Origin of the sequence: Epilithonimonas sp. UC225_85, assembly GCF_042695135.1 — a bacterium.
GTDB lineage: Bacteria > Bacteroidota > Bacteroidia > Flavobacteriales > Weeksellaceae > Epilithonimonas.
Genome location: NZ_CP170547.1, coordinates 731,943 through 757,539, shown reverse-complemented (window position 1 = coordinate 757,539; position 25,597 = coordinate 731,943). Strand labels below are relative to the sequence as shown.

28 protein-coding genes and 3 tRNA genes are annotated in these 25,597 nt (G+C 36.9%); 15 read left to right on the top strand and 16 right to left on the bottom strand.

Annotated features, from left to right (window positions below; all coding sequences use genetic code 11):
* The first annotated feature begins 19 nt into the window (after window positions 1-19).
* The 4 genes from ACFJGY_RS03655 (at window position 20) to ACFJGY_RS03640 (ending at window position 3,657) form a co-directional block, all read left to right on the top strand.
* Window positions 20-904 carry a cbb3-type cytochrome c oxidase N-terminal domain-containing protein gene (locus ACFJGY_RS03655; RefSeq protein WP_379968236.1) on the top strand — a complete coding sequence of 295 codons (885 nt, stop codon included), beginning with the start codon at window positions 20-22 and terminating at the stop codon, window positions 902-904.
* Between the two features lie 113 nt (window positions 905-1,017).
* Window positions 1,018-2,469 carry a cytochrome c oxidase accessory protein CcoG gene (gene ccoG, locus ACFJGY_RS03650; RefSeq protein WP_379968233.1) on the top strand — a complete coding sequence of 484 codons (1,452 nt, stop codon included), beginning with the start codon at window positions 1,018-1,020 and terminating at the stop codon, window positions 2,467-2,469.
* Window positions 2,470-2,479: 10 nt separating this feature from the next.
* Complete coding sequence (locus ACFJGY_RS03645; protein ID WP_379968231.1) at window positions 2,480-2,929, top strand: FixH family protein; 450 nt, start codon at window positions 2,480-2,482, stop codon at window positions 2,927-2,929.
* Window positions 2,920-3,657, top strand: a complete 738-nt coding sequence (locus tag ACFJGY_RS03640; protein WP_379968229.1) for a sulfite exporter TauE/SafE family protein — start codon at window positions 2,920-2,922, stop codon at window positions 3,655-3,657. The genes ACFJGY_RS03645 and ACFJGY_RS03640 overlap by 10 nt, the downstream gene beginning before the upstream one ends.
* Before the next feature lie 46 nt (window positions 3,658-3,703).
* Here the strand turns inward: ACFJGY_RS03640 and ACFJGY_RS03635 are convergent, their stop codons facing one another.
* The 4 genes from ACFJGY_RS03635 to ACFJGY_RS03620 are packed head-to-tail and all read right to left on the bottom strand — an operon-like array spanning window position 3,704 to window position 6,145.
* Entirely contained in the window at window positions 3,704-4,177 is a 474-nt protein-coding gene (locus tag ACFJGY_RS03635) for a DUF6702 family protein (protein WP_379968227.1), read from the bottom strand.
* 59 nt (window positions 4,178-4,236) lie between these two features.
* Window positions 4,237-4,947: a TIGR00730 family Rossman fold protein gene (locus ACFJGY_RS03630; protein WP_379968225.1), complete on the bottom strand. Its 711-nt coding sequence runs from the start codon at window positions 4,945-4,947 to the stop codon at window positions 4,237-4,239.
* Window positions 4,944-5,657: an NDP-sugar synthase gene (locus ACFJGY_RS03625; RefSeq protein ID WP_379968223.1), complete on the bottom strand. Its 714-nt coding sequence runs from the start codon at window positions 5,655-5,657 to the stop codon at window positions 4,944-4,946. The genes ACFJGY_RS03630 and ACFJGY_RS03625 overlap by 4 nt, the downstream gene beginning before the upstream one ends.
* A 56-nt stretch (window positions 5,658-5,713) precedes the next feature.
* On the bottom strand, window positions 5,714-6,145 hold the full coding sequence (locus tag ACFJGY_RS03620; protein WP_379968221.1) for an ATP-binding protein: 432 nt from the start codon (window positions 6,143-6,145) through the stop codon (window positions 5,714-5,716).
* A gap of 130 nt (window positions 6,146-6,275) precedes the next feature.
* Between ACFJGY_RS03620 and ACFJGY_RS03615 the strand changes: the two genes are divergently transcribed.
* The 6 genes from ACFJGY_RS03615 (at window position 6,276) to ACFJGY_RS03590 (ending at window position 11,224) form a co-directional block, all read left to right on the top strand.
* Complete coding sequence (locus tag ACFJGY_RS03615; protein ID WP_379968219.1) at window positions 6,276-6,935, top strand: T9SS type A sorting domain-containing protein; 660 nt, start codon at window positions 6,276-6,278, stop codon at window positions 6,933-6,935.
* 175 nt (window positions 6,936-7,110) lie between these two features.
* Window positions 7,111-8,277 (top strand): NTF2-like N-terminal transpeptidase domain-containing protein, encoded by a 1,167-nt coding sequence (locus ACFJGY_RS03610; protein WP_379968217.1) that lies wholly within the window; start codon window positions 7,111-7,113, stop codon window positions 8,275-8,277.
* A 9-nt stretch (window positions 8,278-8,286) separates the two neighbouring features.
* Window positions 8,287-8,823 carry an adenine phosphoribosyltransferase gene (locus ACFJGY_RS03605; protein WP_379968215.1) on the top strand — a complete coding sequence of 179 codons (537 nt, stop codon included), beginning with the start codon at window positions 8,287-8,289 and terminating at the stop codon, window positions 8,821-8,823.
* Window positions 8,824-8,902: 79 nt separating this feature from the next.
* Complete coding sequence (locus ACFJGY_RS03600; RefSeq protein WP_379968213.1) at window positions 8,903-9,607, top strand: tetratricopeptide repeat protein; 705 nt, start codon at window positions 8,903-8,905, stop codon at window positions 9,605-9,607.
* A 3-nt stretch (window positions 9,608-9,610) separates the two neighbouring features.
* Window positions 9,611-10,096: a 6,7-dimethyl-8-ribityllumazine synthase gene (gene ribH, locus ACFJGY_RS03595; protein ID WP_379968211.1), complete on the top strand. Its 486-nt coding sequence runs from the start codon at window positions 9,611-9,613 to the stop codon at window positions 10,094-10,096.
* Window positions 10,097-10,378: 282 nt separating this feature from the next.
* Entirely contained in the window at window positions 10,379-11,224 is an 846-nt protein-coding gene (locus ACFJGY_RS03590; protein WP_379968209.1) for a neutral zinc metallopeptidase, read from the top strand.
* A gap of 129 nt (window positions 11,225-11,353) precedes the next feature.
* On the opposite strand, the gene ACFJGY_RS03585 is transcribed toward ACFJGY_RS03590, so the two are convergent.
* From ACFJGY_RS03585 to ACFJGY_RS03575, 3 genes are all read right to left on the bottom strand, one after another.
* A tRNA-Leu gene (locus ACFJGY_RS03585) sits at window positions 11,354-11,437 on the bottom strand.
* Between the two features lie 5 nt (window positions 11,438-11,442).
* A tRNA-Gly gene (locus ACFJGY_RS03580) sits at window positions 11,443-11,518 on the bottom strand.
* A gap of 41 nt (window positions 11,519-11,559) precedes the next feature.
* Window positions 11,560-11,641: transfer RNA gene (locus tag ACFJGY_RS03575), tRNA-Leu, on the bottom strand.
* Window positions 11,642-11,808: 167 nt separating this feature from the next.
* On the opposite strand from ACFJGY_RS03575, the gene ACFJGY_RS03570 reads away from it, so the two are divergent.
* From ACFJGY_RS03570 to ACFJGY_RS03550, 5 genes are all read left to right on the top strand, one after another.
* Window positions 11,809-12,189, top strand: a complete 381-nt coding sequence (locus ACFJGY_RS03570) for a DUF3127 domain-containing protein (RefSeq protein WP_379968207.1) — start codon at window positions 11,809-11,811, stop codon at window positions 12,187-12,189.
* 87 nt (window positions 12,190-12,276) lie between these two features.
* Entirely contained in the window at window positions 12,277-13,080 is an 804-nt protein-coding gene (locus tag ACFJGY_RS03565; protein WP_379968205.1) for an N-formylglutamate amidohydrolase, read from the top strand.
* 284 nt (window positions 13,081-13,364) lie between these two features.
* Window positions 13,365-14,729 (top strand): formimidoylglutamate deiminase, encoded by a 1,365-nt coding sequence (hutF, locus tag ACFJGY_RS03560; RefSeq protein WP_379968203.1) that lies wholly within the window; start codon window positions 13,365-13,367, stop codon window positions 14,727-14,729.
* Window positions 14,730-14,867: 138 nt separating this feature from the next.
* Window positions 14,868-15,515: a leucyl/phenylalanyl-tRNA--protein transferase gene (aat, locus tag ACFJGY_RS03555; protein ID WP_379968201.1), complete on the top strand. Its 648-nt coding sequence runs from the start codon at window positions 14,868-14,870 to the stop codon at window positions 15,513-15,515.
* Window positions 15,512-16,396: a DMT family transporter gene (locus tag ACFJGY_RS03550; protein ID WP_379968199.1), complete on the top strand. Its 885-nt coding sequence runs from the start codon at window positions 15,512-15,514 to the stop codon at window positions 16,394-16,396. Before aat ends, ACFJGY_RS03550 begins: the two co-directional genes overlap by 4 nt.
* A gap of 196 nt (window positions 16,397-16,592) precedes the next feature.
* Here the strand turns inward: ACFJGY_RS03550 and ACFJGY_RS03545 are convergent, their stop codons facing one another.
* From ACFJGY_RS03545 to ACFJGY_RS03505, 9 genes are all read right to left on the bottom strand, one after another.
* Window positions 16,593-17,963 carry a tetratricopeptide repeat protein gene (locus tag ACFJGY_RS03545; protein ID WP_379968197.1) on the bottom strand — a complete coding sequence of 457 codons (1,371 nt, stop codon included), beginning with the start codon at window positions 17,961-17,963 and terminating at the stop codon, window positions 16,593-16,595.
* Window positions 17,964-18,091: 128 nt separating this feature from the next.
* Window positions 18,092-18,772, bottom strand: a complete 681-nt coding sequence (locus ACFJGY_RS03540) for a hypothetical protein (RefSeq protein WP_379968196.1) — start codon at window positions 18,770-18,772, stop codon at window positions 18,092-18,094.
* Complete coding sequence (rfbD, locus tag ACFJGY_RS03535) at window positions 18,765-19,634, bottom strand: dTDP-4-dehydrorhamnose reductase (RefSeq protein ID WP_379968194.1); 870 nt, start codon at window positions 19,632-19,634, stop codon at window positions 18,765-18,767. The genes ACFJGY_RS03540 and rfbD overlap by 8 nt, the downstream gene beginning before the upstream one ends.
* Window position 19,635: 1 nt before the next feature.
* Window positions 19,636-20,115, bottom strand: coding sequence for an acyl-CoA thioesterase (locus ACFJGY_RS03530; RefSeq protein ID WP_379968192.1), 480 nt, complete (start codon window positions 20,113-20,115; stop codon window positions 19,636-19,638).
* Window positions 20,116-20,185: 70 nt separating this feature from the next.
* Complete coding sequence (locus ACFJGY_RS03525; RefSeq protein ID WP_379968190.1) at window positions 20,186-20,686, bottom strand: OmpH family outer membrane protein; 501 nt, start codon at window positions 20,684-20,686, stop codon at window positions 20,186-20,188.
* 34 nt (window positions 20,687-20,720) lie between these two features.
* Entirely contained in the window at window positions 20,721-21,362 is a 642-nt protein-coding gene (locus tag ACFJGY_RS03520; protein WP_379968188.1) for an OmpH family outer membrane protein, read from the bottom strand.
* A 22-nt stretch (window positions 21,363-21,384) separates the two neighbouring features.
* Window positions 21,385-23,919 carry an outer membrane protein assembly factor BamA gene (gene bamA / locus ACFJGY_RS03515; RefSeq protein ID WP_379968186.1) on the bottom strand — a complete coding sequence of 845 codons (2,535 nt, stop codon included), beginning with the start codon at window positions 23,917-23,919 and terminating at the stop codon, window positions 21,385-21,387.
* A 32-nt stretch (window positions 23,920-23,951) separates the two neighbouring features.
* Complete coding sequence (locus ACFJGY_RS03510; protein WP_379968184.1) at window positions 23,952-24,698, bottom strand: isoprenyl transferase; 747 nt, start codon at window positions 24,696-24,698, stop codon at window positions 23,952-23,954.
* A 4-nt stretch (window positions 24,699-24,702) separates the two neighbouring features.
* A complete protein-coding gene (locus ACFJGY_RS03505) occupies window positions 24,703-25,500 on the bottom strand; it encodes a DUF6089 family protein (RefSeq protein ID WP_379968182.1) in 798 nt (265 codons plus the stop codon).
* Window positions 25,501-25,597 lie beyond the last annotated feature (97 nt).

The window sequence follows — 25,597 nt, the reverse complement described above, 5'->3', positions numbered from 1 at the left end:
TTAAAAAAGATAATTAATCATGAAAAGAAGAACACCTGTTTATATTAATATTCCAATCGTTTTAGGATTACTAATTATAGTTTTTTACATGTTTACCCAAACATCTGATTTTCTGTCAACCAAATTTTTTCTTGGAGCAGCATTGATCAGTATTGTAGTCGTTTTTATCCAGGCTGCAATTGGAGATTTGATTGAGAATGAAAAGTTCAAAAAACTGACAGATACAGAAAAAGCAGCTTATATCTCTGACAAAAAAATACCTTACTTCCAATACCTTTGGAACGGTGCATTCAAAAGTCAGTCAGAAAAAGAGGAAAAAGACATCCTTATCGATCACGGATTCGATGGCATTATGGAGCTTGACAATCAGCTTCCAAAATGGTGGCTAGGCCTTTTCTATTTCGGCGTAGCTTACTGTATTTTGTACGTTTCTTCATACTTCCTGACAGATTTTGCTCATCCTTACAAAGAATATGAACAGGAATACAGAGAGCAGACTGCTGCTATCAATGAATATATGTCAACTGTGACTCAGCCGACTTTAGAAACTGCTGTATTCTCAGAAGATAATGTAGAAGCTGGAAAAGCGGTTTTCGAAACCAACTGTGTCTCTTGCCACGGTGAAGGTGGAAAAGGAGGAATCGGACCTAACCTGACAGATAATTTCTGGATCAACCAGCCAGAGAAAACATTATATAAAACTGTTTTCTGGATGGTAGAAAACGGAAGTCCAAATAACCCGACAATGCAGGCTTGGGGTAAAAATGGTGTGGTTTCCGGATTCGATATGCAAAATGTGGCAGCTTATGTCTATCATATCAATCAGGAGCAGGCTCCAATTACACCTGCACAAGGTGGTGCAGCTCCTCAAGGAACGGAAGCGCACTGGGAAAAAACTAAGTAATATCATATAAAAGAGATTGTCAAAAAATATCGTTCTATTCGGAATGATATTTGAGAATAAATGGTAGATATACTGTTCATTCTCGGGACAATCTCTTTTTTTATCTAAATATTATGAGTACTACAGAAAAAAAATACAACGAAGCTGAAAGCTGGGTCGTAGAAGCTGAAACATTCAGAGACTCTGTAGGTACAATGGATAATACCGGTAAAAGAAAGTGGGTATTTCCAAGAAAACCTAAAGGGAAATTTACCAATTACAGAGTCCTTGTAAGTATTCTGCTGTTAGCAATATATTTTGCAGTTCCATTTTTGAAAATCAATGGAAATCCGGTTCTGCTATTTAATATTATAGAGCGTCAATTTTTTATTTTTGGGCAGCCTTTTTATCCTCAAGATTTCTTCATTCTGGCATTAGGCGCCATTGTTTCATTAATATTCATTATTATTTTTACCGTAGTCTTCGGAAGAATATTTTGTGGATGGATCTGTCCTCAAACCATATTCCTCGAAATGATATTCCGTAAAATAGAATATGCGATAGAAGGCGACAGAAATAAACAGATCCGACTGGATAATCAGGAATGGGACACAGAAAAGATTTGGAAACGGTCTTTGAAGTGGTTTACTTTTCTATTAATTTCCATCATCATTACCCACATTATGTTTATGTACATCGTTGGCTATGAAGAGGTTTTCAGAATTATGCAGGAAGGTCCATTTGCAAAACCTACCAACTTTTTGGTAATGATTATGTTCACGGCCGCTTTTTACTTTGTATTTGCATGGTTCAGAGAGCAGGTTTGTACAATGGTTTGTCCTTACGGAAGATTGCAGGGCGTATTGATAGATAAAGAAACCATCAATGTTTTTTACGATTATAAAAGAGGAGAAAACCGTGCTAAATGGAAAAAAGGGGAAGACAGAAGAGCTGAAGGAAAAGGTGACTGTATCGATTGTAAACAATGTGTGGTCGTTTGTCCTACTGGAATAGATATCCGCGATGGTTTGCAGATGGAATGTGTAAACTGCACCGCTTGTATAGATGCGTGTGATGAAGTGATGGTAAAAGTCGGACTTCCGCCAGGGCTAATCCGCTATGCCTCAGAAAAAGAAATTGAGGAACAGCAGCAATTCAAATTCTCCGGAAAGATGAAAGGCTATACGGTTGTTTTACTTGTTCTTGTGGCCTTCTTAGGTGGATTATTATACAACAGAGGCGAGATGGAAGCCAAATTCCTTAAACCTCCGGGCTCTACTTTCTTCGTAAGAGACGGGAAAATTACCAACACTTATAATTATACTTTTCTTAATAAATCCAACGAAAACAAAACAGTCGTTATCAAAATCATTGAACCTTCAAACGGCGAAATATCTTCCGGTACATCTACCAACATCATTATGAAAAGAGATGCGATGATCAAAGGAACCATTAATGTAAGTTTCCCGCAAAATCAAATTAAATTATCAAAACAAAATCTGGAATTGGGTGTTTATGATATGAATGGCGAATTACTGGATTCTTACAAAACTTATTTTGAAGGACCTTTCAAATTTCAATTTTAATTATTAACCAATGAAAAATCTAAATTGGGGACACGGATTAATGATTGCACTGGGTTGCTTTATTATTTTCATCCTATTTTTGATCTTTATTTTTCCGATGGGAAAACAAAATGCAGAAATGATCTCTAATAATTACTACGAGGAAGAACTGCAATATCAGGATATTATTGATGCTAAAAAAAATGCAGCAACGCTAAAAGAAGTTCCGGTTTATAAATCAACAGCCGAAGGAATGCTTATCTCTTTTCCCGAAAGCATCAAAGCAGATAATAATTTGGCGAAATTTATTTTATTTCGGACAGATGATTCTAATCTGGATGTGAAAAAAGAAGTCACTTTACAACATAATTTATTCCTGATTCCTAAAAAAGTGATTTCTAAAGGTTCCTATACTTTAAAATTAAAATGGACGGAAAATAAGAAACCTTATCAGGTAGATTATGACATCTTATGGAAATAGCACTTATCATATCTGCAATTGGATTGGGATTCGCTTCCGGATTCCACTGCATTGGTATGTGTGGGCCTATTGCTTTATCGATGGGATTGACCAAAAATCAGAAAGCTAATTTCTATCTTCAAAATCTCACCTATCAATTTGGAAGAATCCTTACCTACTCTATTCTCGGAGCGATTTTAGGCATTATTGGACAAAGTTTTGAATTTGCTGGTTTTCAAAAATATCTTACAGTTGCAGTTGGCATTTTACTCATCATAATGGCTATATCATCTTTCGGAGGAAAAGATTTTGCAACGAGAATTCCTTTTGTTTCAAGAGTGTTGTTAAGAGTAAAAATGAAACTTGGAAAAATCTTACAGCTTCCCGATTACAAATCCCGCTTCGCAACAGGAATCCTTAACGGACTTTTACCTTGCGGAATGGTTTATATGGCTCTCACAGCATCGTTGGCAGCCGGTGGAATCTGGCAAAGTTCGCTCTTTATGTTTCTTTTTGGATTGGGAACTTTTCCGTTTATGTTTGCCGTTGTTTACTTAGGAAATTTCATCACGACAGCTTTCCGAGTAAAAATATTGAAAGTGATTCCGGTAATGATGATTATATTAGGCGGATTATTCGTTTTAAGAGGATTGGAACTAGGAATACCATATGTTTCTCCACATTCCGAAGCATTGCACGTTAACCATTCTATAAAAGGCTTTCATACGGATCATACAAATTGTCATTAATTAAATAAAACATAAAAAAATCGGTCAAATGACCGATTTTAATTTTTTAGAAAGTAACTTCCGCTGTTTCTTTTCCTTTCTGGAAATTGAGCGTTTTCAAAGCACCTTTGTAAGTGATATTCACAATATTGACCTGTTTTGGAAACTGTCCAATCAAAATACTGTTCTTAATTTTCAAACTTGAAATATCAGAAACATTTCCAGCTTCATAATAAACCCAAACAGATTCTCCATTAACCTGACTTCCTGTAAATGTTAATGCCTTAGGAGCGCCGTTGATAGATACATCGACGTTGTTATTAACATATTTTTTCACTTCAGCTTCAAATCCTGCTGTTGCCGGATCTATTTTTACGGCCTGAGAGATATGAGTCGTATTAAGCTTTGTCGTGAACTTAAGCGTTTTTGTTCCATCAATGTAATCCACTTTGGTCATTGATGAAAAGAAATCCAATGCAGTAAAGCTAAAAAGCCCAACCAGCAAGATCCCTAACGATAATATAAATATAGATTTTTTCATTTTAATATAAGTTTTAATAACTTTTAAGATTAAATTATGGTCAAATTATATGCCACGACTTAGAAATTCACACTTACAGAATATTTGTCGTAGAAAGCCTTGATATGGGCAACCGCATCATCTGCATTATCTACAACCCGGAAAAGTGAAAGATCCTGCTCTGCGATCAAACCTTCTTTCAGCAAAGTTGATTTGAACCAGTCTAACAATCCGCTCCAGAACTCGCTGCCAACCAAAACGATAGGAAACTTCCCTATTTTGTTGGTTTGAATCAGGGTCAGGGCTTCCGTCAATTCATCCAAAGTTCCAAAACCTCCGGGCATTACAACAAAACCCTGAGAATACTTGACGAACATTACTTTTCTAACGAAAAAATAATCAAAATTAATATTATAACCTTTGTCAACGTATGGATTAAAGTGCTGTTCGAAAGGCAATTCTATATTCAGACCAATTGACTTTCCGCTTCCGTTGGCGCCTCTGTTTCCGGCTTCCATTATTCCAGGTCCGCCTCCGGTGATGACTCCGAAACCAATCTCTGTGATTTTCTTGGCAATGTCAACTGCCATTTTGTAATAGAAATTATCTTCCTTCAGCCTGGCCGATCCGAAGATGGAAACACAAGGTCCAATTCTCGCCATTTTTTCGTATCCATCTACAAACTCAGACATCACACGGAAAACCATCCAGCTGTCTTTGGTTATAGTCTCGTCCCAATTTTTTTGTCGCAGACTTTCGTGAAGTCTTTTATCATCGTCTTCTTCTATCATTTGAACATTCTTTCTGCGTAAGTAATAGATTCCGGTTTGCCAACATCAATAAGGTTAGAGTTGTGCTGGTATCCGACAATGATGTCTTCTTTCATCAGATCCATATATTCGTCCATAATGGAGAATTTTCCTGTTCTGGTCATTTTATCGAATATTTCAGAATTCACAATATGCAAACCACTGAAAGCCAATTCTCTTAGTTTGAAAATCCCACCAACAACTTTTTTCTTGTTGTCCAGAAGATTTCTCCAGCCTTTCAGGAACATCTTGTCGTTGAACATCAGCTTTCTGGAACTTTCTCTGTCAGAAACCGCCAAAGTTATCATCGCACCTTTCGTTTCATGAAGTTTGATAAAATTACTGATATTAAGGTCTGTCAAAATATCGACGTTCATAATTAAAAATGATTTCTCGTTTTCAAGGAATCTCTTTGCAAAAAGTAAACCGCCACCGGTTTCCAAAAGCTGTTCAGACTCATTTGATATTTCGATATTTGCTCCGAAGTAATCATTTTCAGCCAGGAAAGACAGGATCTGCCCACCAAAATGATGGATATTAATCACAAAATCGTTGATCCCATAACTCTGGAGATATTTGATATTTCTTTCCAAAAGTGGAACGCCGTTTACCTGTGCCAAAGCTTTGGGATGATTGTCTGTAAAAGGTTTCAGGCGGGTTCCCATTCCCGCAGCAAATATTAATGCTTTCATATTTTATTAATAATAATTGAATAAATGATTAAATAATGAGAGATAAAAATCAATTATTAATTATCGCTTATCGATGATAAATTAAGGTGTAACTGTTCATCGTGATAAACTGAAACATCTGCCTCAGGATATTTTTCTCTAATGAATTCTGCAGTTTTGATCGCAGAATAAACCGAACGGTGTTGCCCGCCTGTACAGCCAAAATTAATCTGCAGATGTTCAAAATTTCGACTTAAATAATTTTCTATGCTGATGGAAATAAGTGACTGAATTGATTTCAGGAAGTTTGGCATTTCAGTTTTCGTTTCCAAAAATTCCTGAACGCCGATGTCATTTCCTGTCTGTGATTTGTATTCTTCTATCCTTCCGGGATTCAAAATTCCACGGCAATCGAAGACGAAACCGCCTCCATTATCTGTATTATCCTTGGGGATACCACCTTTTTTATAAGAAAAACTATGTATCTCTATATTGAGTTTATTCTGCATCAAATCTAATTTTTCCGTAAAGTTACTTTTTTTAATTTTCTTTGAAAAATCTGAGTTCCCGAAACATTTTAACTTTTAATAAAAATGATTGAATAGTATTGATTATATTAGTACAACTAAAAAACTAATCATGAAAAAATTAATCATTATACTTATTTTACTTTTTACATTTGAAAAAATTTCCGCAGAACAATACATTCATATTTCTGGACTAAATATTACTCAAATTAATGAAAGCCAGATAAAAGCTAATTTGAAAATTGCACTTAGCAATGGCGGTTATACGGCTTATAATGCATATGTCGTAACTAGACAACAAAATGTCATTACCTTAAAAGTTTGTTATGACTTTTATTTCTTTGATGGCGGAACAACTCCAAATAATGATTTTATTATAGACGTGCCGTCTATACCAGACAATTACATATTAAAAGTAGAAATTTACCTGAGTGGTGCTACTTGTACTTACAGCAATCCTTATTTACAGGATTCATCTTCACTGGAATTCACTACCCCTTTTACTGGCACTATATTGCTCAGTGCAGCAGATGGTATAATTAAAAATGATAAAATGAAACTTTATCCCAATCCTTCCAATGGCAATCTCAACATCAATACTCCATCCCCAATTGATAATATTACAGTTTTGGATGCAGCAGGAAAACAGATCATTAGTCTTAAAAATCCAGGTACAAAACTAAATTTATCCCAACTTAAAAATGGCATTTATTTTTTAGAAATTGATAGTAACAAAAACAAATTCCAGGAGAAGGTGGTCATACAAAAGTGATGGCGATTTTCAGATAAAATAGATACAGAGCTTAGATTTACAATTAAGCTCTTTTTTAAATTTTCTTTCAAAAATCTGAGTATTCTGAATATAAAATTTAATTTTGCATATTAATTGATATAAGGCTATGTTTATCAAACATATTTCTTATTTTTAAAAATAAATCATATTTAAAATGAAATTCATAAAATACTGTCTATTAATAAGTTTGTTGATTTTTACAATCAGTTGCAAGAAAACAAAAGTGGATGGAAGCAACAGGATGAGCTTTCAGGAAAGCATCAATGATATGGCTTCCAGCTTACCGACTTTGAAGCAAGTAAAATTTAATGAAGCCTTATATATTCTAAAAACTTTTGGTGTAGAAGCTGACGGTGACATTGCTGAAATTACCGCACTTGGAAAACTTTTGGACGGTAAAAAGACACCTGAAATTTTCAAAATGGCCGACGAAGTGGCTCAGAAAAACGGCATTGCCTGGAGCAGTACAGCACCGCCAAGTTTAGGCGAAATGAACATCTTCGGGAACGAAACCGCTTCCGAAAAAGATGCCAACGACATCGATGCTGCAGCGCTTAATATTCTTGTAAGAAATATTGCCGGAGATAGTTTGACAGGATCAAAGGGTTTGATTGTCACACCACAACTTGTGGATAACAACGGAAAAAAAGTTGATTTTGAAGGCGCGGCTTTAGAAACCACAATGGAAATTTCCAGCGGAGGGACCAAGATCTCAACTTCTAAAAATCTGATGCAGGATAATCTTTTCCGAGGATTTACCATCAAATATTCTTCACTACCAAAAGACAAAATCTTCGAAGAAAAAATTGATATTAAACTGACTGTGAAAACAACCAAAAAACTGTTACAGATGATAAAAATGGGAATTCCTGTAAATGGACAGGCACTTTATACGCCACCAGCTCCTGTTGTAGCAGATTCTATTCAGGCTCCTCCTCCGCAGATTGATCCGCAGACAGGTGAAACAGTTGTCCCACCTCCTGCTCCCGCAAAATCTACTGCTGATCCAAAAGCAACAGTCACTAAATTTCTTAATAATCTCTCTACCCAGAATTTCAAGGCGGCCTACGATGTTGCAGAAAATCCAAATTGGGGTTCTTATGACAAATTTTCAAATCCTAATTCCGGTTTCGGATCTGTGAAAAATATTGCAGTTAAGAACATTGCAGTTCCTTACAATAAAGATAATTCCGCAAACGTAAATGTAACTTACGACGTGACAGACAAAAATGGAAAAGTGACTTCCCTAAACGTGACTTATGGATTAAAAGCCGTTAACAACAACTGGAAAATCACCACTTACAAGATCAATAATCCTTAAAAATAAATAATGGCGTCAGCAGAACTCATCCACAAATTAGAACAAACTATAGAAAATATCCCGGATTTTCCGATTCCGGGAATCCAGTTCAAAGATATCTGTCCCATTTTTCTTCAACCAAAATTGTACGAAGAAGTGATTGTGGACCTGGCAGAATTCAGCCGTGGAAAGATTGATGTGGTTTGCGGAATAGAAAGCCGCGGTTATCTTTTTGGGATTGCAATCGCTGTTGCTTTAGACGTTCCTTTTGTTCTCATCAGAAAAGCAGGAAAACTGCCGCCACCTTTCATTGGAGAAAAGTATGACCTAGAATATGGCTCAGCAGAAATCGAAATGAAAACCGGACATCTGAAAGAAGGACAACGCGTTTTGATCCACGACGACCTTTTGGCAACAGGCGGGACAACAGAAGCTGCCGCTAAACTGATTTCAAAACAAGGTGCAATCCCGACACAATTCAGCTTTTTAATTGATTTAAAGGATTTGAACGGTGAAGAAAGACTCAAAAAATTTGGAGCAGACGTCTATTCTATCCTCAATTATTAAATAAATTTTCATTCCTAAAAAAGAATTTTTGTATATCAAAAGGAAAGCATTAAATTTGCACTTCATTTACTAAAAAATTATGGCAGATCTACATAACAAAAACAAAGAGCAAGAAGGAAAAGAAACAGTAGAATTCTTCAAAGATCTTGATAAAGAAGCACTTAATATCGAGGGCTTTTTAGAAAAAAATGCAAGAACATTGAGCATTGGTTTCGGTATTTTGATCGTTGCAGTTTTAGGCTGGTTCGGTTATCAACAGTTCATTCTTGGTCCGAAAAACGAAGAAGCTACAAAAAGCTATCTTTCTGCTCAGAAAAACTTAGCTGAAGGTAAAGAAGATTTAGCTCTTGGTGGAAAATCTGTTGCAAACCCAGGATTTTTAGGAACTTACGAACAATACGGAAGTACAAAAGTTGGTAAATTAGCAGCTTATAATGCTGGATTGATAGAATACAAAAAAGGAAACTATCAGAAAGCTTACGATCTATTAGACAAGTTCAGTTCTGGAAACAAAGTTTTGGTTGCTCTTAAATATGGTGCAATGGCAGACTGTCTTTCAAACCTTAACAAAAGCGATGACGCGCTTGCAATGGCAGACAAAGCTTCCTCTGCTTCAGATGATGCTTACACGTCTTACTATTTCACAAAAAAAGCAGGAATGCTGGCTTTGGCAATTAAGAAAAATGCGGATGCTAAAAAATACTTCTCAACAATCGATGAGAAATATCAGGATTATGACAACGGTCAATCTGATGCATTCATAGAAATGATAAAATATTATTAAAATATGGCTACTGTAAATCTTTCAGATTACAAACCGCTCAACATATCCAATGCCGATGAATATTCAATCGGCATTGTTGTTTCTGAGTGGAACGACTTTATCACTTACAACCTTAGAAACGGCGCTCTGGATACATTGAAGACCGAAGGAATCAAAGAAGAGAACATTCACATCTATTATGTTCCGGGCGCTTTCGAACTAAGTTTTGCGACAATGAAACTTTGCCGTTCTGGTAAATTTGCTGCCGTTATTGCAATCGGCAACGTCATCCGTGGAGAAACCCCACACTTCGAGTTTGTTTGTTCCGGCGTTACGCAAGGCATCAAGGACTGTAATATTTTAACGGATACACCGGCCATTTTCTGCGTCTTGACAGATGACAACAAGGAGCAATCTATCGCAAGAAGTGGCGGAAGTTTGGGCAACAAAGGTGTTGAAGCTGCAGTTACGGCACTAAAAATGATAGACTTCAATAACAAATCAAATTAGAATTTCTGATTATAGATTTTTAGGAGCCAGGAACCTGCTGTCCACTGTATCTTTTTTGTTTTCACAACTTTGGTCATTCCAAACAGGATGAGCAATTAAAAACAAAAAAGGATGCCGTTCCCATCAGGGCTATTGATAGCACTGTTTCAAAAAATTCCATTAATATCAAAAAGAAATTATTAATTTTAATAAAAATAAAATATGAAATCGCCATTAACGGATTTTACAAATAAATACCAAGGCGATACCATATGACCATTTATAAATAATAAAAACATACATATGAAATGGACAAACGATAGAAGTGGAAATCTGGATGACAGACGTGGCTCAGGCGGCGGCGGGATGCTTGTTGGTGGTGGATTGGGAACAATTATTATTGCAGCCATTGTTTTTTTCCTTGGAGGCGATCCATCTGCAATTTTGAACAACAGCACTTCTGCGCCACAACAAACCGAACAAAGGGAACTTTCAAAAGAAGAGCTTAATATCCGGGAATTCGTAAGTATGCTGACCGCGGAAAACGAACAGACCTGGAGCAAAATCTTACAGGAAAACGGAATCCAGTTTACGCCCGCAAAAGTCGTACTTTTCGAGAACGGAACAGATTCCGGTTGCGGTGCAGCACAGTCAGAAATGGGACCTTTCTATTGCCCTGCAGACCAAACGATCTACATGGATATGAGTTTCTTCAATGAGCTTCAGCAGAAATTCGGAGCAAAAGTCGGAGAATTTACTGTTGCGTATGTTCTCGGTCACGAATATGGTCATCATATCCAAACGCTTTTAGGAACCACTCAAAAAGTTAATCAATTAAGAGGAAAATATTCTGAAGCAGAAATGAACAAGGTTTCTGTTGCAACAGAATTACAGGCGGATTTCTACGCCGGCCTTTGGGCAAAACAAACGGATAGCCGTGAGAAAATCCTGGAACCTGGCGACATCCAAGAAGCAATGAGTGCAGCCGCGGCTGTTGGCGACGATAACATTCAGAAAAGAGGACAAGGTTATGTGAATCAGGAAAGCTTCACACACGGCTCTTCTGCACAGAGAGAAGAATGGTTTATGAAAGGCTATAACACTGGAGACATCAGACAAGGTGATACTTTTAATGCGCTTTTGAAATAGATCTAAAAACCAACCAGAATAAAAAACACACAATAAAAAGTTGTGTGTTTTTTATTGTCAATAAATATCTATAGAAATATTTCTTAAAAACAAAAATGACTGTAAATCATAAGATCAACAGTCATTTTGTACCCCAGACGGGACTTGAACCCGTACGTCCTTACGGACACAGGATTTTAAGTCCTGCGTGTCTACCAGTTCCACCACCAGGGCAGAGGTGGAGCGAAAAACGGGACTCGAACCCGCGACCCCGACCTTGGCAAGGTCGTGCTCTACCAGCTGAGCTATTTTCGCATAAAAAAAATTCCTAATTGCTTAGAAATTTTTTAGCATTGTGCGGATGAAGGGACTCGAACCCCCACGCCTCACGGCACCAGATCCTAAGTCTGGCGTGGCTACCAATTACACCACATCCGCATTATGTAAGAACTTCCTTTCTTTTGTTTTGGTGAGTGCAAATATAGACACTTTTCATATTCCCTCCAAAATAAAATCAACATTTTTTTTCAAGTTTTTTCGTAGTCAGATTTCTGATAACCTCAATAGTTTTTATTACCTTTACACTCTTAAAACATTTTCGAGACATGGAATTAACAGGAACGATCAAGAAGATTTCTGATTTACAAACTTTTAACAGCGGATTTCAAAAAAAAGAAGTAGTTCTTTTAACTGAAGAACAATACCCGCAACCAATTAATATTGAATTTTTATCAGAAAAAGTTGATTTGCTAAATGCATACAAAGTTGGAGATAAAGTGAAAATCCATATCAATATCAGAGGTAGAGAATGGACAAGTCCACAAGGTGATGTAAAATATTTCAATTCTATCACTGGATGGAGAATGGAAAAAGAAGGTTCTGCTGATTTCAACGAACCAACTGAAGCTACACCAAATCAAGGCCAACCGGCTGCTGAAAATAAAAACGTTTTTGCAGAGGATGAAGATGACGATTTGCCATTCTAAGATTTTTAGAATCTATCTATAATAAATCCCTGCATCTTTTATCAAAAATGCAGGGATTCTTTTTATATTTCAACTTTGAAATCGTCTATGGAAATTTTTAAAATCATTGAGCCAACACTTCCGAAAGTTCCAATTATCATTAGTGTTCCTCACGCAGGAACATTTATTCCGGAAGATATAAAATCTAATATGAATCCTGAGTTGTCTGATCAATTAGACGACACCGATTGGTACATTAACAAACTTTATGGTTTTGCATCAGAGCTGGGAATAACAATGATCACTGCCAATTACAGCAGATGGGTTGTTGACCTTAACAGAAACCCGGAAAATCAACCGCTTTACAATGACGGACGAGTGATTACGGATGTTGTGACGATTACGGATTTTAATGGAAATCCGATTTATAAAGACAATTACATTCCTAATTCTGAAGAAGTTTCCAGACGAGTTGAGCTTTATCACAAACCTTACCACGAGAAATTAGATGAACTTCTACAACAAACAAAAGCTGAATTTGGGAAAGTTTTGTTGTTTGATGCGCATTCGATTAGGAAATCTGTTCCTGGAATTCGTTCTGAGGATTTTCCGGATTTGATTCTTGGGGATAATGATGAAACTTCTTCAAGTTCTGGTTTGATTGAAATTACAATTGATTCTTTGCAAAATAAAGGTTACGGTTTTTCTTACAATCATCCTTTCAAAGGTGGTTACATCACGAGAAGTTTTGGAAAACCAAGTGAAAATATTCACGCTTTGCAATTGGAAATGTGCAAGACGAATTATATGGATTCTTCGGAAATGACTTATGATGAAACTAATGCGGAGAGAATTCAGGTGGTTTTGAAAGGACTGTTTTTGAAACTGATTGAAGCAATTGATAAAGTTTAAATTCTCGCAGATTTAGCAAATTTTGCAGATTTGAATACTTTGGGAAAACAGATTTTTTTTATTTTGAAGCTTGTTTTACCCTGAAAACAGCAGCCCGACTTGAGCGGAAATCCTTTTTTGCGTGGTTTTGCGTTCTCTTGAACTGGAAGCATTCTGCAAAAAAGATTGACTTCGTCGAACCACTCCGTTTGGAAGCGGAAGGCGGAAATAGCTGCCCAAACAATTAAAAATGGCTTCGAGAGCCTCAGCATGACAAATTAAATACAAATACTATTATTCATAAAATGTATACATTCAAAGGATTACTAACCGAAAACGGATGGATGGAAAATGCTTTTGTAAAGCTGGACGACGCCGGAAATATCTCTGAACTGAAAACCGTGGAAACACCGGAAGGTGAATACGTCGACGGTTATGTTTTGCCAGGATTTCAGAATGCGCATTCGCACGCTTTTCAATATGCGATGTGCGGTTTGGCAGAATATTTTGAAGGTTCAGAGGTTCCGGATGATTTTTGGAGCTGGCGCGATGCGATGTATAGAATTGCCTTGTCACTTTCGCCTGAACAAATGGAAGATGTGGCGGCGATGTTGTACGCAGAAATGCTGCGAAACGGTTATACATCGGTAGCGGAGTTCCATTATGTGCATCATGATAAAGATGGAAAAGCTTATCAGAATCTCTCAGAAATGGGCGAAAGATTAGTGGCTGCCGCAAAAAGAGCTGGAATCATAATAACGTTGATTCCTATGTTTTATCAGAAAGGGAATTTCGGGACTGAGCCTTATGATTTGCAAAGGCGATTTATTTCAAAAAACATTCAAGATTATTACCAATTGCTAGAGGCTTCGAAACAGTCGATAAAGTTTTATGATAAAGCTAATTTAGCAGTGGGCTCGCATTCTTTGCGAGCAGTTCAAAAAGAGGATTTGATTGAGTCTTCACTACTTGCTAAAGATTATCCATTTCATATTCACATTGCGGAACAGTTGAAAGAAATCAAAGATTCTGTGGATTTCTACGGAAAACGACCTGCAGAATGGCTCTTGGAAAATTGTGATGTGAATGAAAATTTTAATTTGATTCATTGTACACACTTGGAAGATAATGAAGTCGAAGGCATTGCAAAATCTGGCGCCAACATCGTTCTTTGTCCTTCAACGGAAGGAAATTTGGGAGATGGAAGATTCCGATTTAAGGATTATCAAAAGTTTGGTGGCAATTGGTCGATTGGAACAGACAGTCAGATTTGTGTAAATCCTTTAGAAGATTTGCGGATTTTGGATTATGGACAACGGATCCATACGCACAGGCGTGACACTTTTTTTCAGCCGAATCTTGGTGACAGTGGTTTTAATGCGTTGAAAATCGCCTGGAAATCAGGACGGAAATCGATGGCTTTTGAGAATGAGAATTTCTTCAAAATCGGGCAAAGTTTTGATGCGGTTGTGATTGATGCAAAAGCGCCGTTAATCGCCACTTCTTCTCTTAAAAATCTTTGTAATACGATTGTTTATTCTTCGGATTCTTCGCATTTTCTTGGAACTATCGTTGCCGGAAAATGGGTTGTGAAAGATGGGAAACACGAGCATTACGAAGATGTGCGACGAGGTTTTGTTAAATCCATTAATGAAATTAAGATTAGATAAAAGATTATTCTCGCTGATTGTGTAGATGAATATCAAATAAAACTTATTTAATTTCGGCTAAAGCCAACTATAATACCTCCATAAAAAACGGGCTAAAGCCCGCCCCTATTGATATTGAAATAATATTATATAAATAAAATGCTCCGTTTAGATCCCAATGATATTTCTTTTCCTGACCCGGAACTTTATGATCCGGATGGCGGTTTGATGGCCATTGGCGGCGATTTGAAACCAGAAAGACTTTGGTTTGCATATCAATTGGGACTTTTCCCTTGGTATAACGAAGGCGAAGAAATCCTTTGGTGGTGTCCCGACCCGAGATTTGTTTTGCTCCCAAATGAAATAAAAATCTCCAAATCGATGAAGAAAATCCTAAGAGATGAGATTTTTGAATTTACGGAAAACCAATGTTTCGAAGACGTGATGAGGAACTGCAAAATGACGGAACGAAAAGACCAGGACGAAACCTGGATCAATGAAGAACTGATCGAATCATTTGTAAAACTTCACCAATTCGGGAAAGCGAAAAGTTTTGAGGTTTGGCAGAATGGCGAATTGGTTGGTGGATTTTATGGGATACAAGTCGGAAATGTGTTTTGCGGCGAAAGTATGTTTTCCAAAGTTTCAAACGCTTCCAAAGCGGGATTCATTCATTTTACGACCAAATATAAACACCAATGGGAACTCATTGACTGCCAAATCCATTCTGAACATCTGGAAAGTCTTGGCGCAAAAATGATCCCAAAAATAGATTATCTTAATATTTTAAAACAACAAACCTCTTGAATACAGAAAGACAAAAATGGGTTTTGCTCATTGCATTATCATTGATCTGGGGATCATCTTTTATATTGATCAAAAAATCGCTGGAACATTTCAACCCTTATGAAGTGGGCGCTTTGCGCGTTCTGATCTCCGGAATTGTATTAATGCCTTATGCTATTCTGAAAATTAAACTGTTTCCGAAAAAGCATTTGAAATGGCTGATTATTGCAGGAGTCACAGGAAGTTTCATCCCAATGTTTCTTTTCCCAATGGCGGAAACCGAGATCAGCAGCAGCATTGCAGGAATTATCAATTCTATGATGCCGATATTCGTAATTATCGTTGGTTCTTTAGTTTGGAAATTCTCTACAACGAAAAGACAGTTGCTCGGTGTTTTAATAAGCTTTATTGGTGCTTGCATCCTTGCTTTGGGAAGTGGCGAAAGCGGCGAAATAAAAATTTTCCCAATCTTATTATTGCTTCTTGCCGTTTTGCTTTACGCAATCAGTACAACTACTATAAAATCCAGATTACATGAAGTTCCGGCAATTCTAATGTCTGCTTATATCTTTTCATTTGTGTTGTTTTTGCCATCGTTGATGGCTTTGGTATTCTCCGGATTTTTTAAGGATCTCAACTTTAATCAAAGCACACTTGCAGGACTTGGTTTTGTGGCGATGTTATCAATCTTTGGAACCGGATTGGCAATGATGATGAATTATAAATTATTAAGTATTTCTACGCCTCTATTTGCTTCAACAGTGACTTTGCTAATGCCGATTGTGGCGATTATCTGGGGACTTCTGGATGGTGAGAAATTGACGACGCAGCAGTCTGTCGGAGCATTGATTATTTTAGCCGGATTGATATTTTTGAGGAGTAAACCGAATTTGTCTCGCTGATTGGGCAGATTCATCTGATTTTTTTGAAAATTTCTATTGGGGTTGAAATCCCATAGCCCTGATTGCAGTGGAAATCCTTTTTTGCTTGGGCTTCGAGAACTTGAGCCTGACAAATGTGATGCAAAAAAGATTGCAACGGAAAGCAGGTTCCCGGCTCCTGAAAACGAAAAAGCCCAGACAAATCTGAGCTTTTATTTTATTTCTTTTTGGCCTTTATTTTTTTGACCTGTTCCTTGATGAACGGATATTTCTGCTGCATATCTTTGCTGAGTGTTGAATCAAGTTCCAAAGCTTTTTTAAGCTGTGAAACGCCTTCTGCTTCATTTTTCAAATGGAAATAGCAATTACTCAACTGATAGTATAATTCGGCGCGAGGATGCGCTTTCAGAGCTTTTTCCAGAACGGTAACTGCTTCTTCGTACTCGCCAATCAACATCAGAACTTCTGAATAAGCATACCAGTTGTAAAATCTAGTTGGCTCTGATTCTATCAATTTTTTGAGACAGCTTAAGCTTTCCTCATAGTCCCCACAAGTGATGTAAAGAAACGCTAAACGCTTCTGATACTCCACATTTCCTTCGTTAAGAGCAGAAGCTTCCTGAGCGAAATAAAGTGCTTCTTTTGGATTTCCCAATTCTTCATAAATGTGAGACTGCTCCATCATTGCCAAATAAAACTGAGGGTCTTCTCTCAAAGACTTTTGGAAAGATGTGAGTGCAGGAACCAATTTTTTGGCTTCTTTGTAACACAAACCGATCTTGTAGAAAGTGAATGCCTTGGTATATTCCAATTCCAGCATCTCTTCATAAACGGCGATTGCTTTGTCCCACTCTCCCATCGCCTCATAACAAGCGGCCTTGTTGGCATAAACGCCCACAGCCTGTGAGTTAATTGCTAAAAGATAATCGAAACCATTGATAGCCTCCTCGTAATTTTTCTTGTTGAAATGGAATTGTCCATACTCGTACCACGCCGTTTCTGAAAAAGAAAACTTGTCCAGATATTGATTTAGGAAATCCAAGGCTTCCTGAGAACGGTTCAGTTTACTGTAACAAACCATCACGTTTTCCAAAGAATAATCATCATAGGGATCGTGCTCCAATGCCGATGTGTAATGTTTCAGCGCATTGAAGGGGTCGTCCAGATTGACATATTCGTCTGCGATGAAATTATGAAGGAAATTCTCTTCCTCTTCTAATTCCAGGGCTTTCTGGCAATATTCTATGGATTTTTTCGGGTTTCCGAGATTTGAGTAATATTTCGCGCAACAAACCAAAAAGTCTGTATCTTCCAAAGACGACTGATGAAGTTCATCGATCAGTTCTTTAGCTTTTGTATAACGCTCCAGTTCCAGGAAAACCTCCAATTGCTTGGTTTTGATTTCGAGGGAGTTTGGATGTATTTTCAGGGCGTGGTTAACAGCCATTTCTGCATAGCTATAATCTCCCAGCTCCAGATAATAGATGATTATTTCTATATACTCTTCGGTATCGAAATAGAATTCATCATTATTCTCTATCATTTCTTCGAACTTTTTAGCAAGTTCGTTTTCAAAAAATTCTTCCAATAGTATTTAGATTTAGACTAGAGATTGAGTGTTGAGAATTACAAATACCCGGTCCTGAAATCTGCTTGTATAAAGTTAATAAATTAAATTCTGAAAATAAGCACTTTGCGTGTCACAACTTATCAACATTAATCCTTTTTCTGTTCGGTATATATTGTAGTCAAAAACATACCAAACGACTTTTCTAATCCGGTAATATCGCCTGATTTCAGGTTCACACCGCCGTAAAGGCTGTCATTGCTGCGAATCTTAAAATTACTTAGAGAAAGGTACAAAGAAGGCTGTCCGGATTTTGCTGACAATTTTACCGTTGACCCCAGTAATTTTCTTGTTGAGACTGACATAATTTCATTTTCGTTCAAATCAAGTCTGATGAAACTTCTTGGTTCTAATTCCATGGTTTTGTTGTTGATATTGATTTTCTGCTTCTTTTCTGAAGATGAAACCAGATAGGCAACATTTTCTTCATTAGGAATATCATCAATCTTGGTATAATAAACATTCAGGATATAATAAGCAGGATTGAAGTTCTGAATCGTTCCGTCGATGTTTTCAATTGGCTTTAAACTAAATGAATTGGCGCCAATCTGTTTTGCTTTTTTATAGATATCTCCAAAAATCACCACATCATCATTGGAGTAAGCATTCACAAGGATTTCACCCAGAAACTCCGACTTTGAAGGTTCATTGACTTTATAAAAAAACTTGTCTTTGTTCTCATTGGTTTTCTCGACCTTATTCAGAGTAACGATCTGAAGGTAAAAGAATTGAAAACAAAAAACACTGATTAAAAATAGGAGTTTACGCATTCGTTATTTTTAGGATTTCTACACAATCCTGAAGGCTGTTTTCCCAATGTTTTGGTTCGATGTTGTAATCTTTTTCGATTTTGTCCAAAGACATTGTACTTCTTTTCGGGCGTTTTGCCGGTGTTGGGAATTCTTCGGTTGTAATTGCTTTAAGTATAACGGAAGAACCTGAGAATTCTTTTATTTTATTAGCAAAATCGAACCAAGTCGTTTCCGGATAGTTTGAGAAATGGTAGATTCCGAACTTTTTATTTTCAGCTTCGATGATATCCATAATCGCTTCTGCCAAATCATTCGCATTAGTTGGCTGCCCGTATTGATCGCCTACAATTCCCAATTCATCTTTAACACTAAATAAATGAAGCATCGTTTTTACAAAATTCTTATTGAATTCTGAATACAACCAAGACGTTCTAAGAATCACAGTTTCCGGATTATTTTCCAAAGCCAGTTCTTCACCTTTTCGCTTTGAAGCTCCGTAAACACCAATTGGATCTGTGAAATCGTCTTCGGAATAGCTGAGATTGGTTTCACCGTCAAAAACATAATCTGTAGAAACGTGGATCAGAATTGCGTTATGATCTTTGCAAACTTCTGCCAGATTACCGACACCTTCCGCATTAACAGCAAATGCTTTATCTTGTTCTTTCTCAGCCAGATCTACGGCTGTGTAAGCCGATGCATTGATAACAAAATCCGGTTGATACTCTTCAAATTCTTTCTCAATCTGAGATTTATCTGTAATATTAAGAACTTCTGATCCTGTAAAATTGAAATCAAATTGGTCGTGATATTTCGGCGCTAATTTTTGAAGGCAATGTCCTAACTGACCATTTCCGCCAACAACTAATATTCTTTTCATCTTATTTTAATTTGTTTTGACTTCTGAAATAACTAACTCTTTCCTTAAATGTTTTATGGTCTATTTCTACTAGAAAATGAGCGAACTTTTCTAAAGTAGAATCCGGCATTTTTTCTGCTTTTCTGGTTTTCATATTAAAGTAAATCACCGTTAACCAAAAGACGGCATTTACACGTCCGTTTTCATCCTTCATCAACAATTCTACAACTGCAGTCAGATCATCTACAAAAACAGTCTTGCTGGTGATATTAACAGTGGAATTGTATCTTACTTCTTTGAGATAAGCAATCTCGTTTTGAACAGTAACCCAAGTACACCCAGTTTCTCTTGTATATTGCTCATAAGTGAATCCGTAGTTCTGCTCTACATGATCTTCTCTTGCATTGAGCATATATTCCAGATATTTCACATTGTTGAGATGACCGATTGGGTCGCAATCTGCGAAACGGATTTTTACGGTAGATGAAAATTCTTTTTCCATAATGTCACAATTCCTAAAAAACCGTCTCGTTATCAAACGAGACGGTTTCCATTATTTTTCTGTCTTAAAATTAAAGACCTAATTCTTTCTTAACAGCTGGTGTTGCATCTGTACCTGCTTTGTAAACTAAAGCCGGGCTGGAAGCATCAAATACGAATTCATAAGCTGCTGCTTTAGCAACTTTAGAAATAGCATCATTGATTTTTTTCTCAATTGGAGCTAGACCTGCATCTCTTTTTTCAGCGATATCTTTTTGAGCAGCAGCATAAAGTTGCTGAAGATTGTCCTGAAGTTTTTGAACTTCCTGACTTCTTTGCTCATTGATAGCCTGCGTTTGTTTAGGAGCTTCGTCCTGATATTTTTTCATCAAATCCTGAAGAGACTTTCCTTGTTTTTCCAGCTCACCTTGTTTTGCAGTCTGCAAAGTTTGTAATTGCTGGTCCAAAGCTTTCATTTCCGGCATTGATGTAAAGATCGAATTGATATCAACAGAAGCTATTTTTTGAGCTTGTGCAAATCCAGTTGCAAAAACCATTACAACGGCTACTAATAATACATTTAATTTGTTCATTTTAAAAAGTTATGTTTATAATTTATATTTAATTCTATTTAAGTTCGGTAGTTTCAGAAGAAGCTGATTTTCTCTGCGATGCCCCTTTTATTTTAGCACCTGTTGCAGATTGTCCTTTATTGTTGACGCCTGGTCTGTTATTATTTTTAGTCTCTTCTGCTTTTGGAAGGGTTTTTCCCAAAAGGTTTAGTACAGCCTCGGTATAGTCATATTTTTTATCAAGAAAGATAACACTGATGTTATTGCTTTTATCAAGAACTATGCCCAAGTTATTCTTTGTAGATACTGTTTTAATCGCATTCCAGATCTGATCCTGATAAGGTTTTGTAAGGTTGGATCTCAATTGATTGACCTCTCCGTTTGTTCCGAATCTTGCACCAATTGTATTGCGGATATTGGTTTCCATATCCACCACTTCTTTCTCTCTCAACTTAAGCTGATCTCCTACAAGAAGTACTTTTTCATTTTCAAAAGCTTCTCTTTTTCTCTCATATTCTGCCTGCAGCCTTTGAATATCTGCCTGCCACTGGGTTACCTGTGTGTTAAGTCTGCTTTCAGCTTCTTTGTACTGTGGCAATTTACTCAAAACATAATTAGTATCTACCACGCCTATCTTTTGTGCATAGATATGTGTTGCGGTAAAAATAATTGTTACAATTAAAGCTATTTTTTTCATCGTATAAAAATAAAAAATTATTTTATAATGGTTGATTCATTAAGAAATGCTGCTGCCATCCGGATGGATCAGAACTTCCAAGTGTTTTGTCGAATCCGTAAGCGAAATCAAATCCGATCAATCCAAATGCTGACATTGATACTCTGATACCAAGTCCTGCAGATCTTTTCAGTTTGAAAGGGTTATAAGTTCCGTAGCTGTTCCAGGCATTTCCCGCTTCTACAAAAGTTAATACAAAGATCTTCGCAGTCTGATTCATAGAAATTGGATATCTGAGTTCTGCTGCAAATCTGTTATAAATTGTAGCTCCTCCATAAGGCGTAATATCATAGGTGGATGATGAGCTGAAACCTGTGGAAGAAGCGTTTTCATAACCTCTCAAAGGTACCAATTCTCTACCATCATATCTACCGTTGAACAATCCTACACCTCCTACATAATATCTTTCAAAAGGCGGTGCTCCAAGGTCTTTGCTATATCCATTCAGGAATCCCATCTCACCTGTGGTTCTAAGGACTAGTTTACCAATCACTTCGTTATAGAAATCTGCTTTCAATTTCACTTTATAAAACTCCATCCATTTGTATTTGTCCAATACACTCATTGTAGAATAATCCTTGTTACTAAACCATGAATATGGCGGTGTGAATTTTAAAGTAGCTTCTATATTCGATCCGTAAGTTGGGAAAACAGGATCCAGACCAGCAGAGTTTCTGCTTAATCCGATATTGAAACTGAATGATTTTGTATTACCATAATACTCTAAAGCATCACCAAAATAGAATGGGTAATTACTGAAGTCATAACTTTGGTACTGGATACCAGTGTAAAGAGAGAAATAATCATCCGGCCATTTTAACAATCTGGTAAGACCTGTACTTGCAGAGAAAATATTCATTGTCTGATCTCCTGTTGATGTTGAATAATGGACATTAGAATAATTCAAGCCTACACTTAATGCCGTTGGTCTCGTTCCAAAAACCCAGGGTTCTGTGAAAGATATCCCGTAATTTGTAAAATATTGTCCAGCCTGTGCCTGTAGTGATAATGTTTGTCCGTCCCCCTGAGGAACCGGTTTGAAGTCTTTAAACTTCAAGAAATTTCTCAACGAGAAGTTATTGAATGTCAAACCAAGAGTTCCGATGAAAGATCCTCCACCATAACCAGCCTGCAACTGCACCTGAGAAGATCCTTTCTCAACAAGTGTCCAGTGCATATTAACCGTATTATCCTGTGGATTTGGTTTTACATCTGTTCCGATCTGCTGCGGATCAAAGAACTGCATCCCTGCCAACTCAAAATATGTTCTCTTAATATCTGTTTTTGCAAACAAAGCACCCGGTTTTGTTCTAAGCGCTCTCAGGATTACGTGATCGTGTGTGGTTGTATTACCAGACCAGGTTACGCGGTTCCAAGTTGCTTTTTCACCTTCATTAATTCTGATTTCCAGATTGATAGAATCTCCTTTTACGGATTTTTCAATTGGCGTTACATTGGAGAAAAGGAATCCATTGTTCATATAAATGGATTTGATATCAGAGTCATCCTCTTTTCCACCATCATCTCCAACTTTCTTGTTGAATCCGACAGCATCATAGATATCTCCAGTTTTATAACCTAAAACTCTCTGTAAAAACTCGGTTGTAAAAGTTGTATTCCCGATGAAGTTAATATCTCCGATGTAATATTTTTTACCTTCGTTAAGTTTAACATTGATGTTATATCCCTTTTCACTTCTTGTAACAGAATCTGAAACAATGATGGCATCACGGAAACCTAATGAATTATAGTAGCTGATCAGATTTTTTTTGTCCTCGTCATATTTGTCCTGAACAAATTTGGAAGGCTTTAAAATGCCTAAGAGGAATCTCTTTTGTTTGGTATCCTTGAAACCTTTTTTTCTCAGCTTTCTGTCGGAGATACTTGTATTACCGTCGAACTCGATCTTATCGATTTTAACTTTTTTACCTTTTGCTACTTCAATCGTCCAGTCTACCAGATTCGCATCAGTTCCGTTTGCTTTTTCCTGGATATTAATTTTCGCATCTGCAAATCCTTTTGCTATATATTCCTGTGGAATCTTGTTCTGCAAACTGGAAATCAAATTGTTATTGATTTTCGTACCAGGTTTCAGATTATTATCCTTGATGAGTTTTTCATTTTTGGACTTTCCGATTCCTTTACCCGTAAATTTGACTTCTCCAAGCTCTTTAAGATCCTGTAACGAGAATTGCAGGACAACATTCTGCCCCTCAACATCCTGGATATAGACCTCGACTTTTGAAAAAGACTGTGTTTCCCAAAGCTTCTTGATAGCATTGCTGACTCTCTGCCCGGGAATTTCTAACTTCTCTCCTTTAACTAAACCTGTGAAGCGCAAAATCTGAGCTGGCGTGTATCTTTTGACACCGTCTACAACGATATCTTTTAGGACATACTCTTGATTTTGATTTGCTGCAAGTTCAGTGTTTTCTGCATTGTTACCCTGTGGAACAACTTGTGCGTGCAAAAACGCGGAAGCTGTTAACAAAATAATGGGTATAATTCTTAATCTCATTCTTATTGAAGTTCTCTTTTCTAAATATATATTTATGAAGTAAGCTGATCGCTTGTCATTCCGTATCTTCTTTCCTTATTCTGATAGTCTAGGATACACTGGAAAAATGTATCTTTTGTAAAATCGGGCCAAAGGACATCTAAAAATTGTAATTCTGCATAAGCAATCTGCCAAAGTAAAAAATTGCTGATCCGAACTTCGCCGCTTGTTCGGATCATAAGATCTACCTGCGGAAAATCTTTTGTATAAAGATGATCTTCAAAACACTTCTCATCAATATCGTCTAAACTTATTTTTCCATCTTTTACTTCCTCGCTGATTTCTTTTACAGCTTTCAGAATTTCTTTTTGAGAACCGTAGCTTAAAGCAAGTATCAGGTTTCCGTTTTTATTATTTTTCGTAAGATCAATAACATTGAGCAATTGATCTCTTACAAGTTCCGGTAATGAGGAAACATCGCCGATAACGTGCATTCTCAATCCTTTTGAAAATATCTCTTCTGCCTCCAGCAATAATGTTTCTGAGAGAAGATTCATCAATGTATCTACTTCCTCTTTTGGTCTGTTCCAGTTTTCTGAAGAAAAGGTATAAAGTGTAAGATATGGAATATGCACTTCATTACAGGCATTGATTACATTGCGAACTGCCGTGATAGCGTTCTTGTGCCCAAAGGTTCTTTCTTCTCCTCTGGATTTTGCCCATCTGCCGTTTCCGTCCATAATAACAGCAACGTGTTTTGGCAGTTTATCTTTATTAATAATTTTTTTTAAGTCCTGCATAATATTATTTGCAATAGCAAGGCGGTCTTCCAAAAGAATAAGACAAAATCAATGTTGCGGAATTAATCCAATCTTTTGAATTTGGATTTCCGATAGTTCTCTGTTCTATAAAGCTTTGAACTACAGCAGCAGTTTGTTCCGTGCCAAGAGATGTTTTTTTGACAGTAATATCTTTTTCATCCACCATACTGTAATCTACCTTGTCTGAGAAAGTTGGTCGGAATGTAAATTCTCCGGACAATGCCCAGTTGTAATTAAATTTATATTTAAGTCCAACACCAACAGGCAATGCCATTGTAAAGGCTTTGTCCTTACTGTAACTGACTATTACATTTGAAGCAGAATTAATGATAAGTTCCGGTTTCGAAGCTTCCATATACAACCCGGAAACACCTCCAAAAACATAAGGGCTCAACATACTCACCTGCTCTTCATTTACAGGTAAAAAATTGTACTCAAAAAGTAGATCAGCTGAAAAAACAGAATTTGTTCCACGCAGCTGTCTCACTCTTCTGTAATTTTCTGCCGCATACCTGTCGTCAAACTGGATATTACTAAATCCCAGGTTAAGTCTCACAGTCTGATAAGGGTTAAAATTCATCCTGTACATCAGGCCTCCATAAAATGGCAAACCATAATCAGAAATGCTTCCAACAGGTTTTTGAAGAACGTAATTGGTTCTGCCAATATCACCAACGAGATTACTCATACCTAACTGCACGCCGATTTCATGCCTTTGCGCATTGGCAAAACTCATAAAACAAAATAGGGCGATAAAGGTATAAGTTAATTCTTTCTTCATTTTCAATACACTGGAACAACTATTATCCAAAATTTTGGTGCAAATATAAAACATTTTTAGTTTAAGGAACTTCTTAAAGTTAAGTTAAATAAGATGA

Bases quoted from the DNA above. Each gene is read 5' to 3' on its own strand.
- ACFJGY_RS03510 (WP_379968184.1), bottom strand. From the start codon at position 24,698: ATGCAGGACTTAAAAAAAATTATTAATAAAGATAAACTGCCAAAACAC.
- ACFJGY_RS03630 (WP_379968225.1), bottom strand. From the start codon at position 4,947: ATGATAGAAGAAGACGATGATAAAAGACTTCACGAAAGTCTGCGACAA.
- ACFJGY_RS03625 (WP_379968223.1), bottom strand. From the start codon at position 5,657: ATGAAAGCATTAATATTTGCTGCGGGAATGGGAACCCGCCTGAAACCT.
- ACFJGY_RS03640 (WP_379968229.1), top strand. From the start codon at position 2,920: ATGGAAATAGCACTTATCATATCTGCAATTGGATTGGGATTCGCTTCC.
- ACFJGY_RS03635 (WP_379968227.1), bottom strand. From the start codon at position 4,177: ATGAAAAAATCTATATTTATATTATCGTTAGGGATCTTGCTGGTTGGG.
- ACFJGY_RS03505 (WP_379968182.1), bottom strand. From the start codon at position 25,500: ATGAAGAAAGAATTAACTTATACCTTTATCGCCCTATTTTGTTTTATG.
- ACFJGY_RS03610 (WP_379968217.1), top strand. From the start codon at position 7,111: ATGAAATTCATAAAATACTGTCTATTAATAAGTTTGTTGATTTTTACA.
- hutF (WP_379968203.1), top strand. From the start codon at position 13,365: ATGTATACATTCAAAGGATTACTAACCGAAAACGGATGGATGGAAAAT.
- ACFJGY_RS03540 (WP_379968196.1), bottom strand. From the start codon at position 18,772: ATGCGTAAACTCCTATTTTTAATCAGTGTTTTTTGTTTTCAATTCTTT.
- rfbD (WP_379968194.1), bottom strand. From the start codon at position 19,634: ATGAAAAGAATATTAGTTGTTGGCGGAAATGGTCAGTTAGGACATTGC.
- ACFJGY_RS03600 (WP_379968213.1), top strand. From the start codon at position 8,903: ATGGCAGATCTACATAACAAAAACAAAGAGCAAGAAGGAAAAGAAACA.
- aat (WP_379968201.1), top strand. From the start codon at position 14,868: ATGCTCCGTTTAGATCCCAATGATATTTCTTTTCCTGACCCGGAACTT.
- ACFJGY_RS03620 (WP_379968221.1), bottom strand. From the start codon at position 6,145: ATGCAGAATAAACTCAATATAGAGATACATAGTTTTTCTTATAAAAAA.
- ACFJGY_RS03565 (WP_379968205.1), top strand. From the start codon at position 12,277: ATGGAAATTTTTAAAATCATTGAGCCAACACTTCCGAAAGTTCCAATT.
- ACFJGY_RS03655 (WP_379968236.1), top strand. From the start codon at position 20: ATGAAAAGAAGAACACCTGTTTATATTAATATTCCAATCGTTTTAGGA.
- ACFJGY_RS03605 (WP_379968215.1), top strand. From the start codon at position 8,287: ATGGCGTCAGCAGAACTCATCCACAAATTAGAACAAACTATAGAAAAT.
- ACFJGY_RS03520 (WP_379968188.1), bottom strand. From the start codon at position 21,362: ATGAAAAAAATAGCTTTAATTGTAACAATTATTTTTACCGCAACACAT.
- ACFJGY_RS03525 (WP_379968190.1), bottom strand. From the start codon at position 20,686: ATGAACAAATTAAATGTATTATTAGTAGCCGTTGTAATGGTTTTTGCA.
- ribH (WP_379968211.1), top strand. From the start codon at position 9,611: ATGGCTACTGTAAATCTTTCAGATTACAAACCGCTCAACATATCCAAT.
- ACFJGY_RS03570 (WP_379968207.1), top strand. From the start codon at position 11,809: ATGGAATTAACAGGAACGATCAAGAAGATTTCTGATTTACAAACTTTT.
- bamA (WP_379968186.1), bottom strand. From the start codon at position 23,919: ATGAGATTAAGAATTATACCCATTATTTTGTTAACAGCTTCCGCGTTT.
- ACFJGY_RS03645 (WP_379968231.1), top strand. From the start codon at position 2,480: ATGAAAAATCTAAATTGGGGACACGGATTAATGATTGCACTGGGTTGC.
- ccoG (WP_379968233.1), top strand. From the start codon at position 1,018: ATGAGTACTACAGAAAAAAAATACAACGAAGCTGAAAGCTGGGTCGTA.
- ACFJGY_RS03615 (WP_379968219.1), top strand. From the start codon at position 6,276: ATGAAAAAATTAATCATTATACTTATTTTACTTTTTACATTTGAAAAA.
- ACFJGY_RS03530 (WP_379968192.1), bottom strand. From the start codon at position 20,115: ATGGAAAAAGAATTTTCATCTACCGTAAAAATCCGTTTCGCAGATTGC.
- ACFJGY_RS03590 (WP_379968209.1), top strand. From the start codon at position 10,379: ATGAAATGGACAAACGATAGAAGTGGAAATCTGGATGACAGACGTGGC.